Below are 13,769 nucleotides of genomic sequence, written 5' to 3'. Positions count from 1 at the left end.
AGCACCTTTCTTTACGCGATGCGCAGGCTTTTATGGCGTATTTACTGGAGCGGCCTTCCAAAACGCATCCAAATAAACGGATGACACGGCGCAGTGTTGCCTTACGATTGGTGGGCATCAAAGCGCTTTATCGATTTTTGACTGAAGAAAGTGAACCGCATGAAGATGGTGAGCCTTACTTTTACCGCAATGTCTGGAATAAGGTTAAATTGAAAACCCATGCCGAGACGACGGCTTATCGCAATCACAAATTGCAGGAAATGCTGTTTGTGGACGGTGAGGATGCCAAATTTTTGCACTGGCTGGATCAAGTTTATGCGCATCAACTGCCTTCGAAGCAACGTGCTTACTTTGAAGCAGCCAAACACCGAAACTTGGCGATTATTGCGTTGTTATTTGGGTCTGGCGTGCGGGTGAGCGAGCTGGTCAATATGAATCTTGAAGATTTGAATATGGATCGGCACACGGTGCAGGTTGTGCGAAAAGGCAATTTTCAGGATCGCGTGAACTTTGCGGACTGGATTGACCCCTATCTCACCGCGTATTTACAACAACGCGCGGCCATCATTGGTTACCAAAAGCCGACGTCGCCGCTGTTTGTGACGCAGGTCGGTCAAACCGTAAAGCGGATTCGCCAAAATACGATTGAGGCCTTTTTTAAACGTTACACGACGGCTTATGGTCGACCGTCCACGCCACATAAAGCGCGGCATACCTTGGGAACGAATATTTATACAGTGACCAAGGATGTGCAGCAAGTCGCCGATCAACTTGGGCAGACAACCACAAGTGCGACTGATCTTTACATTAACCTAAGCGATAAACGTGGGAAAGCCGCGCTGCGTGAGGTTTCTGAAACAGCAGCCAAGGCGTTGGATCGGCATACCCAACAACCGCACGAAAACTAGGCCGTCAAGCTAACCTGGACGGGTGTTATTCAGGCGTTTTAGCATGGACAGGCTCGTTTTAGCATGGACAGGCTTATAATGAAACCAGCTAGCATAAGTGCAAATAGAAAGGCGTGATTCATTGTGTTGGATGTTAAGGATTCAGTGAACCGATTGGCTTGGACAACCGAGCATCATTTTCTGCACATTCAGGCGCGGCATGAATTCATGCGAGCCTGGGCCGTTCAATTTGAGATGGCGTATACGGATTTTCGGGTGATCCAGATGGCCTTACAGCTTGGCGGTGAGCAGTATCATGATCTGCTAAAGCGGTTTGTGGCAGCTTATGAAGCGGTTTACCCATTTGAGTATGCGTTTGCGGCAGGCGGTCTTGCCGGTTTTGACGAGCAATTTGCCGATAAAATGGCCGATTACCAAACCGCTGAACAAAACCTGCTTAAGCTGATTGCCGAGATTAAGGCGTTGCAGCCGGCCTAAGACATGATGACCAAAAGTGCCGTTTCTGACAGTATCGTTGTAACCAAACGATGGGTCAGGAACGGCACTTTTTTAGAGTTTTGGTGATGATGTAAACCCGCTAATAGGATTTTTGCTAAAGCATAGTCCCCTTACCTGCGACTGGTAGGTTGGCGGCGAGAGACGATGCGGTAATAGACGTTGCCGGTCAACCGATACATTAACACGTAGATCACTGCAAAAATGGCTAACGTAATGAGTGAAACGGTTAGGAAAAATTGCCAATCCGGCAGGCCAAACAGCATCATGATTCGCTGCACGAATGGTAAGGCAAAGCCAACATGAATGGCAGCGACGACCAACGGCAGATAAAACAACATGAGCAGTTGGCTATTGATAGTGGACCGCACCTCGCGCAGGCTTAATCCGACCCGCTGGAGAATCGTGTAACGCCGCTCATCGGCATAACCTTCTGCCAGCTGCTTGTAATAAAGAATCAGCAAGGTTGCCAAGATAAACGTGACGCCAAAAACGATGCCGAGGAATAGAAAGCTGCTCATCATACTGGTCGTATCGTCATAGTTGACGGCGCGGGACTGGACAGTGTCAGGAAGTGCGATGCCACTTTTGTTTAAATCTTGATACAGCTTGGTTTGGTTGGCATGACTGCCGCTCAACATCAAATCCTGATTTGTGGTGACATCTGTTTTAAGCTCGGCCAGTGTCTTTTTCGGATACAAATGATGCAATGCCGCAAGCATTTGTGTTTCAGATGGAAATGCGACGAAAAGATTGGGAATAAACGTTTTCGGTGCATTGGGAAAGCTTGAAACCCGGGTTGCGACGTGGTAACTTTGCTTACCGATTATCAGAGTATTGCCAGCGTAATGATTGGAAGTGTAAATAAGAATATTGTTTCCATTCAGCGAACGGCTTTGTCCCGTGTAACGATTATAGTTCGCAATGGTCATCAATTGGACGCTGCGGGCATTGTCAAACCCAAACGGCCCGTTGATGCTGCTTTGAGAATTCAACCGGTTTTTTTCAAGCAATGCCAACGTGCTGGAAGGACCAGAAAACGTGCGAATTGATCGAACATGGACGTGATGGGTTTTGGCCAGCTCGGTGACGCGATTGGCAGCGTCGGCATCATTTGTTTTAAGGGAATAGGATAAGTCGACGGGCGTTTGCGCGTTAACGATTTCATTGATACCAAAGAAAAGCGTGGCGGTCGTGGCTAACGTGATCAACGTCATAGTTACTAAAATGGCAATTGATGCTAAACCGGCGCCGTTTTGTTGCATTCGGTAAAGTAGATTCGAGACATTAATGAAATGCTTAGGCTGGTAGTAATAATTTTGGCGACGCCGCAGCCATTTTAAGACAAAAACCGAGCCCGAGGTGAATAATCCGTATGTTCCTGTGATGACCAGTATGACCGCAAAGAAAAACATACTCATGGCTTCCAGCGGATTGGTAATGACAACAGCCAGCGTATAGCCGGCGATTAAACATACAAGGCTGAAAATCAGCGTGAACCACGCAATCTTCGGTTCCCGCTCACCGGCGCTTTGTTCGCGAACAAGGTCAAGCGGTTGCTTGCGAATAAGCCAGATTTCATCGATGAACATTAAGATGATGAAGAGTCCAATTGTGATCATACCCGCGATGCTGAAGGCTTTTTGACTCAAGCCAAACGCCAAGTGGTGGTTGACGTGCAGCGTCTTGGCAAGTGTCAGATAGCTAATCCGCGACAGTACTGTTCCTAAAGCACCGCCCAATAGCAATGTTGTCAACAAAAGCAGCAATTTTTCGATGGCCATCATTTTACTGAGCTCGCCTTTGCCAAAACCAATGATGTTGTACAAACCAAGCTGGCGAATGCGCTGCTTGCGTAGAAAATTATTGGCATAAATCACTAAAATGACGGAGATAATTGCCGTAATGACCGAACCAAACATGAACAGCGATCTGCCAGCCGAAGCGCCAAATTCGCTGAAAAGGACATCGCTACTGGCATAGGCATTTAGCATGATCAGGTTAATGGCCATCAAAAAGCTGGTCGTGATGACGAATGGGACAAATAAACGGCGATCGGCTTTGAGATTGGTGGCGGCCAATTTGAAATAGAATTTCATTGTCCCTCGCCTTCCTTCGTCAACATGGCCGTCATGGTCTCACTGATTCGGGTCAGGAAGTCAGGTTGATCAAGTTCACCCCGGTAAAGTTGGTGGAAGATTTGGCCATCGCGAATGAAGAGTACCCGTTGGCTGTGGCTGGCGGCAATAGCACTATGCGTCACCATGAGAATGGTTTGCTGAATCTGGGCATTCACGTCTGTCAGCAAGTCCAAGAGTTCGCTCGAAGTTTTGGAATCAAGCGCCCCAGTCGGCTCATCGGCCAGCAGAATTTCCGGTTCGGTGATCATAGCGCGGGCGGCGGCGACGCGTTGCTGCTGGCCGCCGGAGAGTTCGTACGGATATTTTTGTAAAAGGTCGCTGATGCCTAACCGCAGTGCGAGTTTTGCCAGGCGTTCTTTCATGAGGGCTAGCGGCTTTTTCGCCAAAACCAGTGGCAGAAAAATGTTGTCCTGCACGTTGAAGGTATCAAGCAAGTCAAAATCCTGGAAAATAAAACCGAGATGCTCCCGCCGAAATTTGGCGCGTGCCCCTTCTTTGACTTTACGTAAATCCTGGCCGTTAAGTGTGATTTCACCCCCTGTAGGGTTATCCAGTGTCGCGATCAGGTTCAGCAACGTACTTTTCCCGGATCCGGATTCGCCCATAATGGCAACGAATTCGCCTGACTCAACTGTAAAACTGATATTAACCAGTGCTTGAACCGGTTGTGCGCCTCGACTGGTATAGGTTTTTTCGACATTTTTTAATTTAAGTAACGTTGACATGTGATCTTCCCCTTTCACTGACTAGCTTAAAAGGGATGGCACCCTAAAACTACTTACAGTCGGCTGCGGATGCTTACAAGCTGGTAAGCTGACTTACTCTGCCAGCCATCGGGTTTGGGGAAAATGGATCGCAAACGTACTGCCAACGCCGACTTTTGACGTCACCGTTAACCGCAAGCCTAATTTCTCGGCAATCTGACGGCTAAGGAATAAGCCCAATCCACTAGCCTTTTGATTAGCGCGTCCGTTATAGCCGGAATAGCCTTGTTCAAAAATCCGCGGCAGGTCTTCCGGCAAAATCCCGATACCGGTGTCGGCGACAAAAACCGCATCCCCTTTTGCGTAAATCCGGATGGACCCGCGCGGCGTGTACTTAATGGCGTTCGTTAAGAGTTGTTCAAAAATAAAACGCAACCACTGGCTATCACTAACAACGGTTGGCAACGCTTCGACGGAGACCGTTAAATCTTTGGCAATAAACAACTTGGCCAGATCGCGGACGGTTTCGTTGACAAGCGGTTTTAACGCCACTTCGGTTAAAACCAGATCGGTGTTGAGCGTGGTTAGTTTGAGGTAGTTTAACATCACTGTTAGATAGCGATTGATTTTGCTGATTTCCAGCCGGGCGTCGTTTGCATTGACCGGTTCTACCTGCAGTAGCAAATCCAAAGCCGTTAGCGGCGTTTTGATTTGGTGCGTCCACAACTGCAAGGTGTCTAACATTTCCTGCTCGCGATCGCGGTAGGTGTCGCTATTTTTTCGCACAGTCTGTTGCAATGCCTGGATTTTTTGGTAATACGCGCGGCTCAACGGACCGGTGATTTGAGTAGCGTCCAGCAACGAAACATCCCCTTGCAATTGTTGCCATTCCCGGTTAAAACGCCACAGATCGTAACCGCCAATCACGAGTAACGGAATAAGGGCGAACAGCCACATATTAAGGATGACCTCAATTGAGACATTCACCAGCCAATTCGCCAATAAACCGGTCAGCAGCAATGTGAGCAGGCTTAACCAAACCATCCAGCGTGCATGGTAATAAGCCTTAATCATGGCCGGCCTCCTTGCTGGCCAACCGGTAACCTTTGCCCTTGACCGTCTCGATCAGTTGCGCCAGGCCAACCGGTGCAACTTTCTTGCGCAGCCGATTCATATTCACGGCCAAAGCATTGCGGTCGATAAACTCGTCACCTTCCCAAAGCTTTTCGATCATGGCTTCGCGGGTCACGACTTCGCCATTGGCACTAAACAAAAGGCTCAACAGTTTCGTCTCGGTGGGGGTGATGTCCAGCACGCCTGCTGGTGAACGAAGCTGATTATCGGTTGGCACCAGCGTGAAATCGTCGTGGGTTAAATTGGTTTCGGTTTGCTGATACTGATAAGTCCGTCGTAACATCCCCTGAATCTTTGCCAACAAAACCGGTAATTCGATCGGCTTGGCCAAAAAGTCATCGGCCCCCAGATTCATAGCCATCACCAGATTCATATCATCGCCGGAACTCGTTAAAAAAATCACCGGGACGTTGCTATGTTTGCGCAGCTCGCTCAGCCAGTGAAAGCCGTTAAAATACGGCAGACTGATGTCCATGATCACGAGATCCGGTGCCGCGGCGCGAATCTCTTCATCGACTTGGTCAAACTTTTTAACCAGGCTGACCGTGAACGCCCAGCGATTCAGGTAATTGGCGATCGTTTTAGCGATTACATCATCGTCTTCAACAATAAAAATTTTTTGGGGCATGCTCATTGCGCTCCCTTCGTGGTGATTCGTGGGTTTTTTTGATCTTTTGATTTACACTAAAGTCAGTTTCTATTTTAACTGATTTCAGGTGGTAAGGTTGGGACAATCAAAAATCGGCTGGCAAGGACAAACGGCGGCCTTTCTGTTGAGTCAAAATTTATTTGTTTTCGGTACCTCAACCGTCTTTTTTGCGGTGCTTTGGGACATTGCCTTAAAAACGTCTTCAGGGGCGTGGATGACGTATGTGTCATTGGCTACCTCGTTACCGGCAATTTTAATCTCCTTATCCGCTGGTGTTTTGGCAGATCGGTATAACCGAAAATGGCTGATTGTTCTCTCTGCCGTTGCAGTCACGGTTTTGACCCTCGTTGTTGCCTACGTGTTTGCTTTTGTGACCCAGGAACTATGGCTGTTGTTGGTGATTGCTGTGATCCGCAGCTTCGGTAACGGACTGGAAAATCCGGCGGCCAATGCCTTATTGCCGCAACTGGTGCCAGCCAAACAAATTACGCGGGTGAATGGCTACAATCAGATTTTGATGGCGGCAATGCTGGTGATGTCACCGTTATTGGCAGGCTATATTTTAAGCGATTTGGGAATCTTCTGGATTTTCGTCATTGATGCCTTGACTGCGGCGTTAGCGGTACTTTGCCTAAGTGTAGTTCATGTACCGACGCCAACTGCACGCCGGGATCGAGCCAGCAAACGTCAAAACGGGATCCTTGCTGGCCTGCGTTACGTGGGGAACACACCGTTGCTGCTGGCATTCATGTTGTTCACCGGCGCAGCCTTTATTTTAATTGCTCCTTCCTCGCAACTATCAACGTTGTATGTGAATCGGACATTTGGTTCGGAAGTCTGGTATTTGACGTTCAACGAATGGTCGTGGACAATCGGTGCCGGTTTGGGTGGCCTATTTATTGCCCGTCACAAAAAGTTTCGCGATCAGCTTGGTCTCATCGCCATTGGGTTTGCCGGCAGCGGGATTGCGTTTGCGGAAATGGGACTGAAGCAGCCATTCATCACTTATCTGTTCTTCATGTTTATTTCCGGCATTTTTTATCCATTGATTCAAGCCGGTCAGACAATTTACCTGCAGGAAAATGTGCCGGCAGACAAACTGGGCCGGGTCTTCTCGCTATGGGCGATCCTGTCGACCGGCATCTATCCGCTGGCGATGTTGGCATATGGGCCATTGGCAGATCGGGTGCCGATCGGATGGATCTTCATCGTCACGGGGCTATTATTAATTGGCGTTGCCTACTGGTTCTGGCAGCGGTTAAAAAAATTGAGTTGGTAGCAACGCATGCTGGCGATTATGTTGTATTCAAAAATGCTTCATCACAATGGGTCGGGCAACGGCTCGATATGTGATGAAGCATTTTTCTACTCGAGCTTAAAATCGCTGAAGAGTTGCTGGTAAAAGACGTTACGTTAATTCGATCACCATGGCTTCCCCCTGCAGATCATTTCGAGTGATATGTTTATTTAAAAAAGGTGACTTTGCTTGCTGGGATCCGATAAAGTGAGTCCGGCGCGCTCTTAGGCTTACCCACCGCGATAAGCAGCGTCGGCATGAAGTGCTCAGGATCAAGATCCAGTGCCGGTAGGATTTTCTCGTGATCAAAGCCAGTCATGGCGCCGGTTTCATAACCATAAGCGCGCGCAGCCAACATGAAGGACATTGCGGCCAGACTGCTGTTTTGAATGATGAATTCACGCAACGCCTGTTTGTCGGTCTGGAAAGATGCCACCAGATTCTCGATCATGGGTTTTTGATGCTCGATGGCGCGGTCGGTCAGCAAACCTGCTGCCGCTGCTCGCTTGAACAGTTCTGTTTCAAATGGCCCTAAATCCAATTCACCACCGACCAGCACAACCGCGGATGCGGACAGAATTTCCGGTGCATTAGTTCCGGCCACGCTGGCGATTTTTTCTTTTGCTGCGTTACTTTGGGCCACGACAAAACGGGTCGGTTGCATGTTGAGTGCGCTTGGCGCTTTTGTCGCATAGGTGATCATTTGCAGCAATTCGCCTTTGCTGATAGTAATTTCCGGATCAAATTCGCGTGCAGTGTGGCGTTTCATGACGACTTCATCAAAGTTATTATTTTCCAACATCAAATTCACCTCTTAGATTGTGAGCGCGCGCCGGCTTCTACACCTGGGAACGCGTTAATGTTTTTGAACATCTTTAGGATACGCTAAATGTTGGCGTTTTCCTAGTGATATTTAAAAATGGTATAGGCCTTATAAGAAAAATGGAAACGCCATCATTAGCCTGCTATGCCATCGTCAATTGTAATGCACCTAATTCTGTAATCGCCGCTGTCACTTGATCGCCAGGCTTCAAAAAGACTTGCGGATCGCGGCCAACCCCTGTATCACTCGGCGTTCCGGTGAAGATGAGATCGCCTGGCTGCAACGCCACAATCCCACTAAGATAATGGATTAACGTCGGCACTTTAAAAATCAGTTGGTCCAGACTTGCCTGCTGCATCACCTGACCATTGACCGTTGTCGTGATTTGCAGCCGGTCCAGATTGGCGATTTCGTCAGGTGATGTGATCCACGGGCCGATGGGAGAATAATTTTGAAACGACTTTGCCAAAGAAAATTGCGGTTCCGCATTGGCAAACTGAACCGCCCGGTCGCTTAAATCTTCACCGACCATCCAGCCGGCAACATGACGCATCGCCTCGCCTTCAGGAATATCGCGCCCACCTACCCCGATCACTACGACTAACTCGGTTTCCCAGTCGGTTTTGGGCCCATGCATGCGTACAGTGGCAGTCGGCTTGGCCAATGAGCTGCTGAATTTGGTAAAAACGCTTGGAACCGTTGGCAGCTTGATGTGGATTTCCTGCGAGTGATCCAAAAAGTTCATCCCGATCGCAAAAATCTGCTGGCTGGTCGTGATAGGTGCTTCCAGCTGGTCAGCGGTAAACTGAAGGGTCGATCCGAGCGTTAATGATGCGGACTGGGTTAAGGCGGTTAACACATCCGATGCATTCGTAATCGGTTGTGCAGTCGATGCTGACGTGATCAGATGCGGCTGACTGCCAATGTTAGCAATTTTCACTTGAAAAACTTCCTTTCAGAAGTATTAAGGTACGTCTTCAGTTTACTTCTGAATCGTTCCGGTGCCAAACTCATTGACCCTGGTGACGGCGTCTGAGTTGATCCCAAGTAATGCGAGGCAATGATCTTAAAGTTTGATTCGATTTTTACCCTCAGTGAAGATTCGTCTGAAACGCCTGAATAACTTGTTGGACGGCTTGATTCTGCTCGGCTGTTCCAAAAGTGATCCTTAACCAGCCAGGCATGAGTCCGTCACGAACAAGAAAGCCGTGCTGAAGCAATACCTGCTTGAGGGCGTGTGCTTGGTTTTGTGGCGCCTGAAAGAATTGAAAGTTCGTTTGGCTGGTGTAATGCGGCAAGGCATTATCGGTCAAAAAAGTTTCCCAGCTGCGACGTGCCTGCTGAACGCGGCTTCGCGTAGTCTGAACAAATGCCTGATCAGCCAGTGCAGCCTGTGCACTTAATTGCGCAATGGCACTGAGGTTATAAGGTAAGCGCACCGACTGAAGATAGGTAACCAGTTGCTTCGGGAAAATGCCAAAACCAACGCGAAAATTAGCCAACCCGTAGATTTTGGAAAAAGTGCGTAGGACAACCAGATTATCAAATTGCGGCAGCAGGCTGATTGCACTTGTGGCGGGATAATCGTCGGTAAACTCAATATAAGCTTCATCGACCAGAACCAGTACATTTTCCGGCACTTGGCGCATGAACCGGGTTAATGCCGTCAGTGACAGCAGTGTACCTGTGGGATTGTTCGGATTACATAACCATACCAGCTTTGTTCGGGGTGTGATAGCCTGCACCATCGCGGCTAGATCGAAGTTGCCGGTTTCGGACTGAATCGGGACATCCACCACCTTGGCGCCTTCAATTTCGGCATGCAACCGGTATTCGGAAAATGTCGGCCAAGGCTCGACAACTTCATCCCCCGGTTCCAAAAAGGTTCGGGCAATTAAGGCAATCACTTCGTCAAGACCGTTACCAAACACCAGCTGCTCACTCGCAACATGAAGTTGGTTAGCCACCGCCATGCGCAACTGGCTCGCGTTACCATCCGGATAATCACGACTTTGGGCAAAGTTCCAGTTAGCCACCGCCTGTTTCACTTCAGGACTGGTACCAAAAGGATTTTCGTTTGCCGACATTCGGACCAGGTTGGTTAAACCTAACTCTTTTTTCAAATCATCCAGCGGTTTTTCTGGGGTATAAGGTTTTAAATGCTTAACGGTATGTTTAAGCACAGTTCTTCCTCCTTGTAAAAAAACGAGCGTGAGCCAGTGTCGTTAGATGTATGACGCCCACTGGCTATTCAGCCGTCAATATTTATTGATGCTGCTGCGTTCCTTCAGACGACTCATTTTCCCTTCCCGACTTGCCAATTCCGCTTCGATCTGATCAAGCTTAATACCCCGTTCAACCATCAACACCAGAACGTGATAAGTCAAATCAGCGACTTCGAGGATGAAGGCGGCGTCATCAGGATTTTTGGCAGCGACAATGACCTCGGTGCTTTCTTCGCCGACTTTTTTTAGAATCTTGTCGAGTCCTTTGGTGAAGAGATAATCCGTATAGGAACCGGGAATTGGCTGGGTTTGGCGGTCTTTGATGAGTTCATATAGTTCGGTGATACTTTGTTTGGCAGCTGTCATGGCAGGTCATTCCTTTCTTGCATAAGAACGATAAAAACAACTTGTGTGCCCAGTGTGGCAGGCAGGGCCGGCGGGTAGAACCGATATCAACAATGTGTCTGCATCGCAGTCAACCGCGATCGATTGGACTTTTTGAATGTTGCCGCTAGTTTCACCTTTGTGCCACAACTTCTGGCGACTGCGCGACCAAAACCAGGTTTCGCCGGTTGCCAGGGTTTTCTCAAAACTTTCAGCATTCATGTACGCCACCATCAAAACCTGTTGGGTTCGGACATCTTGAATAACCGTTGTGATCAATCCTGATCCCTTTTTAAAATCAAGTGTTATCATCGAACCGCCACCTTTGCTTGTTTCAAAACCGTTTTGACTTTGGGGATGGTTAATTGACCAAAATGGAAAATCGATGCAGCGAGGCCGGCCGAAACGGCGGTCTCTTTGAACAAGGCAACGAAATCTTCAGCAGAACCTGCACCGCCGCTTGCGACAATGGGAACTGTCACCGCGGCACTTAATTGGCGATACAAGTTTAAGTCGAAGCCTTTCTGAGTGCCATCGGCGTCCATTGATGTGACCAATAGCTCGCCTGCTCCGGCAGCGACTGCCTGTTTGGCCCACTGAATCGCATCGAGATCCATCGGCGTGCGGCCACCATTAATTGTGACCTGATAGCGTTGGCGCTCAGGTTGCCACCGGGTGTCAATGGCGACTACGACCGCCTGACTCCCGAATGTCTCGGCACCGGCCGTGATAAGTTCCGGCTGCTTCACAGCGGCCGAGTTTAAAGCAATCTTGTCCGCTCCAGCCCGTAACAAGTCATGCATATCGGCGACTGAGCGAATCCCGCCACCAACCGTGAGTGGCATGAAAACCTGCGCTGCCACTGCGGCCACTGTTTGCGTCATCGTTTGGCGGGCATCAGTCGTGGCGGTGATGTCCAAAAAGACAAGTTCATCGGCTCCTTGAGCTTCATAAGCTTTGGCGATGGCAACCGGGTCGCCGACATCTTTGAGTTGAATGAAATGAACGCCTTTTTTAACCCGTCCCTGATCGACATCAAGGCATGGAATAATTCGTTTGGTCAGCATCGTCATCCTCCAATTCTTTGAGCTTGTTCAGTTCGATGGCGCCGGTTTGCCACGCTTTGCCGATAATGGCCGCGTGAATGCCGGCTGTGCGCAACGCGGTTAAGTCAGTCAGCGTCCGAACACCACCACTGGCCACAATGTTGATCTCAGGGATGGCGTGTTGAAGCGTCCTGAGTAAATTAACATTTGGCCCTTGCATCGTGCCATCCCGGCCAATATCGGTCACGATCACTGTTTGCACACCGGCTGCCTGCATCGTTTTCATCACGTCCACGGCGTTTTGCCGAGTCGTGGTCAGCCAGCCGTTTGTGGCGACTTTGCCAGAGCGAACGTCAATGCCGACAACAATTCGCCGTGAACCAAATTGCGCAATCGCCTGCTCAACCATTTCAGGATCCGTAATGGCAACGGAACCGAGGACAAGGCGATCAATACCGGCTGTCAGATATTCATTCATCGTTGCCAGATTGCGAATACCGCCGCCAAGTTCGATAAACGCCGAGGTGTGTTGGCGAATGGTCTTGATGGCAGCTTGATTAATCGGTTGTTGGGCGCGTGCGCCGTCTAAATCAACCAAGTGCAGACGGGTTAAACCCGCAGCATTTAACCGTGCCACCTGGTCCAACGGGTCCGCGCTTAAACTGACGCGTTGGTAATCGCCTTGCGTTAAGCGGACGCTTTTGCCGGCTAATAAATCAATGGCTGGATAAAGTTGCATGGTCGGTCATCTCCTTAAAACGCTGCAAACCGGCAAGGCCAATCGCACCGCTTTTTTCTGGGTGAAATTGCGTGCCGAGAATATTTTGGCGCCGAACGATACTGGTCAGCGGTTGGCCGTAATCGGTTGTGGCAAGTGTAAACGTGCTTTTTGTCTGGACGTAATAGGAATGGACGAAATAAGTCGCTTGATTGGCAAATCCTGCTGCAAACGGATCGTTTTGGGTCAGTGTGTTAGTGTTCCAGCCCATGTGCGGGATCGTGATACCCTCTTTTGTCGGAATCGCGACGACCTGGCCGGGGATAAGTCCCAAGCCTTGCGTTTCACCAAACTCCTCGCTGCGATCGAACAACAGCTGCATGCCTAAGCAGATGCCAAGTAATGGTTTACCGGTGGCGGCGAAGGCCTGAATCACCGAGATGAGATGTCTTTGCTGTAAGGCGTTCATGGCTGTTTTGAAGGCGCCCACGCCTGGCAAAATCAGACCGCTTGCTGCCATGATGACGGCGGGATCGGCGGAAAGCTGATTATCGATTGCCAAATAATCAAGCGCTTTTTTGACGTTAAGCGTGTTGCCGGTGTCATAGTCCACGATGACGATCATCAAATCACTCCCTTAGTTGAAGGAATCCCCTTGACAGCCGGATTCTCGGAGACGGCTGCTTGCATGCTGCGACCGAGCGCTTTGAACAAGGCCTCAATTTTATGATGGGTATTGCGTCCATATAAAACAGCAGCATGCAGGTTAAACTCGCCGGCAAAGGCAATTGCCTGGAAAAAGTCTTCGGTGACTTCCGTGTCAAAGCCCCCCAATCGTTGGTTGGTTAACTCGGCGTCAAACACTAGATAAGCGCGACCGGAAAGATCAACGACCACGCGCGCCAGTGTTTCATCCATGGGGACAAAGGCGCTGCCAAAACGTTCAATACCCGCTTTGTCACCGAGCGCTTGCTTAAAACAGTTACCTAAGACAATGCCGGTATCTTCAATCGTGTGATGCGGGTCGACATCCAGGTCGCCTTGGGCTTTGATTGTCAGGCCAAAGCGGCCATGCTTGGCAAACGCCTCTAGCATATGGTCAAAAAAGCCAATGCCCGTATCGATGGCAATACCGCTTTGCTGATCAAGGTTGAGACTAATCGTAATTTGGGTTTCTTTGGTTGTTCGGGTGATCGTGGCTGTTCGCATGGGAATACCTCCTTGTCGCTCAGTGATACGTTGGCA

Annotated in this window: 16 protein-coding genes; 3 read left to right on the top strand and 13 right to left on the bottom strand. The window is 49.3% G+C overall.

The features are described from left to right. Together xerS and GSO_RS01950 are read left to right on the top strand one after the other, a co-directional pair. On the top strand, positions 1-908 hold a 908-nt coding region (gene xerS, locus GSO_RS15395; protein WP_010488350.1), incomplete at its 5' end, for a tyrosine recombinase XerS. Positions 909-1,031: 123 nt separating this feature from the next. Continuing rightward, a complete protein-coding gene (locus GSO_RS01950) occupies positions 1,032-1,385 on the top strand; it encodes a hypothetical protein (protein WP_010488348.1) in 354 nt (117 codons plus the stop codon). 131 nt (positions 1,386-1,516) lie between these two features. Here the strand turns inward: GSO_RS01950 and GSO_RS01945 are convergent, their stop codons facing one another. From GSO_RS01945 to GSO_RS01930, 4 genes are all read right to left on the bottom strand, one after another. After that, the gene (locus GSO_RS01945; RefSeq protein WP_010488345.1) at positions 1,517-3,502 is read right to left on the bottom strand and encodes an FtsX-like permease family protein; all 1,986 of its coding nucleotides are present in this window, start codon (positions 3,500-3,502) and stop codon (positions 1,517-1,519) included. Continuing rightward, positions 3,499-4,269, bottom strand: a complete 771-nt coding sequence (locus GSO_RS01940; protein WP_010488343.1) for an ABC transporter ATP-binding protein — start codon at positions 4,267-4,269, stop codon at positions 3,499-3,501. The genes GSO_RS01945 and GSO_RS01940 overlap by 4 nt, the downstream gene beginning before the upstream one ends. 93 nt (positions 4,270-4,362) lie before the next feature. Beyond that, on the bottom strand, positions 4,363-5,322 hold the full coding sequence (locus GSO_RS01935) for a sensor histidine kinase (RefSeq protein ID WP_010488341.1): 960 nt from the start codon (positions 5,320-5,322) through the stop codon (positions 4,363-4,365). After that, positions 5,315-6,010, bottom strand: a complete 696-nt coding sequence (locus GSO_RS01930; RefSeq protein WP_010488338.1) for a response regulator transcription factor — start codon at positions 6,008-6,010, stop codon at positions 5,315-5,317. The genes GSO_RS01935 and GSO_RS01930 overlap by 8 nt, the downstream gene beginning before the upstream one ends. Before the next feature lie 97 nt (positions 6,011-6,107). Between GSO_RS01930 and GSO_RS01925 the strand changes: the two genes are divergently transcribed. Further along, a complete protein-coding gene (locus GSO_RS01925; RefSeq protein ID WP_010488336.1) occupies positions 6,108-7,310 on the top strand; it encodes an MFS transporter in 1,203 nt (400 codons plus the stop codon). A 184-nt stretch (positions 7,311-7,494) separates the two neighbouring features. On the opposite strand, the gene GSO_RS01920 is transcribed toward GSO_RS01925, so the two are convergent. From GSO_RS01920 to hisB, 9 genes are all read right to left on the bottom strand, one after another. After that, positions 7,495-8,130, bottom strand: coding sequence for a nitroreductase family protein (locus GSO_RS01920; protein WP_010488334.1), 636 nt, complete (start codon positions 8,128-8,130; stop codon positions 7,495-7,497). 163 nt (positions 8,131-8,293) lie between these two features. Then, the gene (locus GSO_RS01915; RefSeq protein WP_010488332.1) at positions 8,294-9,091 is read right to left on the bottom strand and encodes a fumarylacetoacetate hydrolase family protein; all 798 of its coding nucleotides are present in this window, start codon (positions 9,089-9,091) and stop codon (positions 8,294-8,296) included. Positions 9,092-9,242: 151 nt separating this feature from the next. Then, on the bottom strand, positions 9,243-10,334 hold the full coding sequence (gene hisC, locus GSO_RS01910) for a histidinol-phosphate transaminase (RefSeq protein WP_010488330.1): 1,092 nt from the start codon (positions 10,332-10,334) through the stop codon (positions 9,243-9,245). 75 nt (positions 10,335-10,409) lie between these two features. Next, on the bottom strand, positions 10,410-10,742 hold the full coding sequence (gene hisE, locus GSO_RS01905) for a phosphoribosyl-ATP diphosphatase (RefSeq protein ID WP_010488328.1): 333 nt from the start codon (positions 10,740-10,742) through the stop codon (positions 10,410-10,412). Positions 10,743-10,748: 6 nt separating this feature from the next. Further along, a complete protein-coding gene (gene hisI, locus GSO_RS01900) occupies positions 10,749-11,072 on the bottom strand; it encodes a phosphoribosyl-AMP cyclohydrolase (protein WP_010488326.1) in 324 nt (107 codons plus the stop codon). Beyond that, positions 11,069-11,827, bottom strand: a complete 759-nt coding sequence (gene hisF, locus GSO_RS01895; RefSeq protein ID WP_010488324.1) for an imidazole glycerol phosphate synthase subunit HisF — start codon at positions 11,825-11,827, stop codon at positions 11,069-11,071. The genes hisI and hisF overlap by 4 nt, the downstream gene beginning before the upstream one ends. Continuing rightward, entirely contained in the window at positions 11,796-12,545 is a 750-nt protein-coding gene (gene hisA / locus GSO_RS01890) for a 1-(5-phosphoribosyl)-5-[(5-phosphoribosylamino)methylideneamino]imidazole-4-carboxamide isomerase (protein WP_010488323.1), read from the bottom strand. Before hisA ends, hisF begins: the two co-directional genes overlap by 32 nt. Next, positions 12,523-13,149 carry an imidazole glycerol phosphate synthase subunit HisH gene (gene hisH / locus GSO_RS01885; RefSeq protein ID WP_010488322.1) on the bottom strand — a complete coding sequence of 209 codons (627 nt, stop codon included), beginning with the start codon at positions 13,147-13,149 and terminating at the stop codon, positions 12,523-12,525. The genes hisA and hisH overlap by 23 nt, the downstream gene beginning before the upstream one ends. Then, positions 13,149-13,733 (bottom strand): imidazoleglycerol-phosphate dehydratase HisB, encoded by a 585-nt coding sequence (hisB, locus tag GSO_RS01880; RefSeq protein WP_010488321.1) that lies wholly within the window; start codon positions 13,731-13,733, stop codon positions 13,149-13,151. Before hisB ends, hisH begins: the two co-directional genes overlap by 1 nt. Between the last annotated feature and the right edge of the window lie 36 nt (positions 13,734-13,769).

This window comes from Lacticaseibacillus zeae DSM 20178 = KCTC 3804 (assembly GCF_000260435.1).
Taxonomy (GTDB): Bacteria; Bacillota; Bacilli; order Lactobacillales; family Lactobacillaceae; genus Lacticaseibacillus; species Lacticaseibacillus zeae.
This window is presented reverse-complemented; position numbering and strand designations above follow the sequence as displayed.

Bases quoted from the DNA above. Each gene is read 5' to 3' on its own strand.
- GSO_RS01945 (WP_010488345.1), bottom strand. From the start codon at position 3,502: ATGAAATTCTATTTCAAATTGGCCGCCACCAATCTCAAAGCCGATCGC.
- GSO_RS01940 (WP_010488343.1), bottom strand. From the start codon at position 4,269: ATGTCAACGTTACTTAAATTAAAAAATGTCGAAAAAACCTATACCAGT.
- GSO_RS01935 (WP_010488341.1), bottom strand. From the start codon at position 5,322: ATGATTAAGGCTTATTACCATGCACGCTGGATGGTTTGGTTAAGCCTG.
- GSO_RS01930 (WP_010488338.1), bottom strand. From the start codon at position 6,010: ATGCCCCAAAAAATTTTTATTGTTGAAGACGATGATGTAATCGCTAAA.
- GSO_RS01920 (WP_010488334.1), bottom strand. From the start codon at position 8,130: ATGTTGGAAAATAATAACTTTGATGAAGTCGTCATGAAACGCCACACT.
- hisE (WP_010488328.1), bottom strand. From the start codon at position 10,742: ATGACAGCTGCCAAACAAAGTATCACCGAACTATATGAACTCATCAAA.
- hisI (WP_010488326.1), bottom strand. From the start codon at position 11,072: ATGATAACACTTGATTTTAAAAAGGGATCAGGATTGATCACAACGGTT.
- hisF (WP_010488324.1), bottom strand. From the start codon at position 11,827: ATGCTGACCAAACGAATTATTCCATGCCTTGATGTCGATCAGGGACGG.
- hisA (WP_010488323.1), bottom strand. From the start codon at position 12,545: ATGCAACTTTATCCAGCCATTGATTTATTAGCCGGCAAAAGCGTCCGC.
- hisH (WP_010488322.1), bottom strand. From the start codon at position 13,149: ATGATCGTCATCGTGGACTATGACACCGGCAACACGCTTAACGTCAAA.
- hisB (WP_010488321.1), bottom strand. From the start codon at position 13,733: ATGCGAACAGCCACGATCACCCGAACAACCAAAGAAACCCAAATTACG.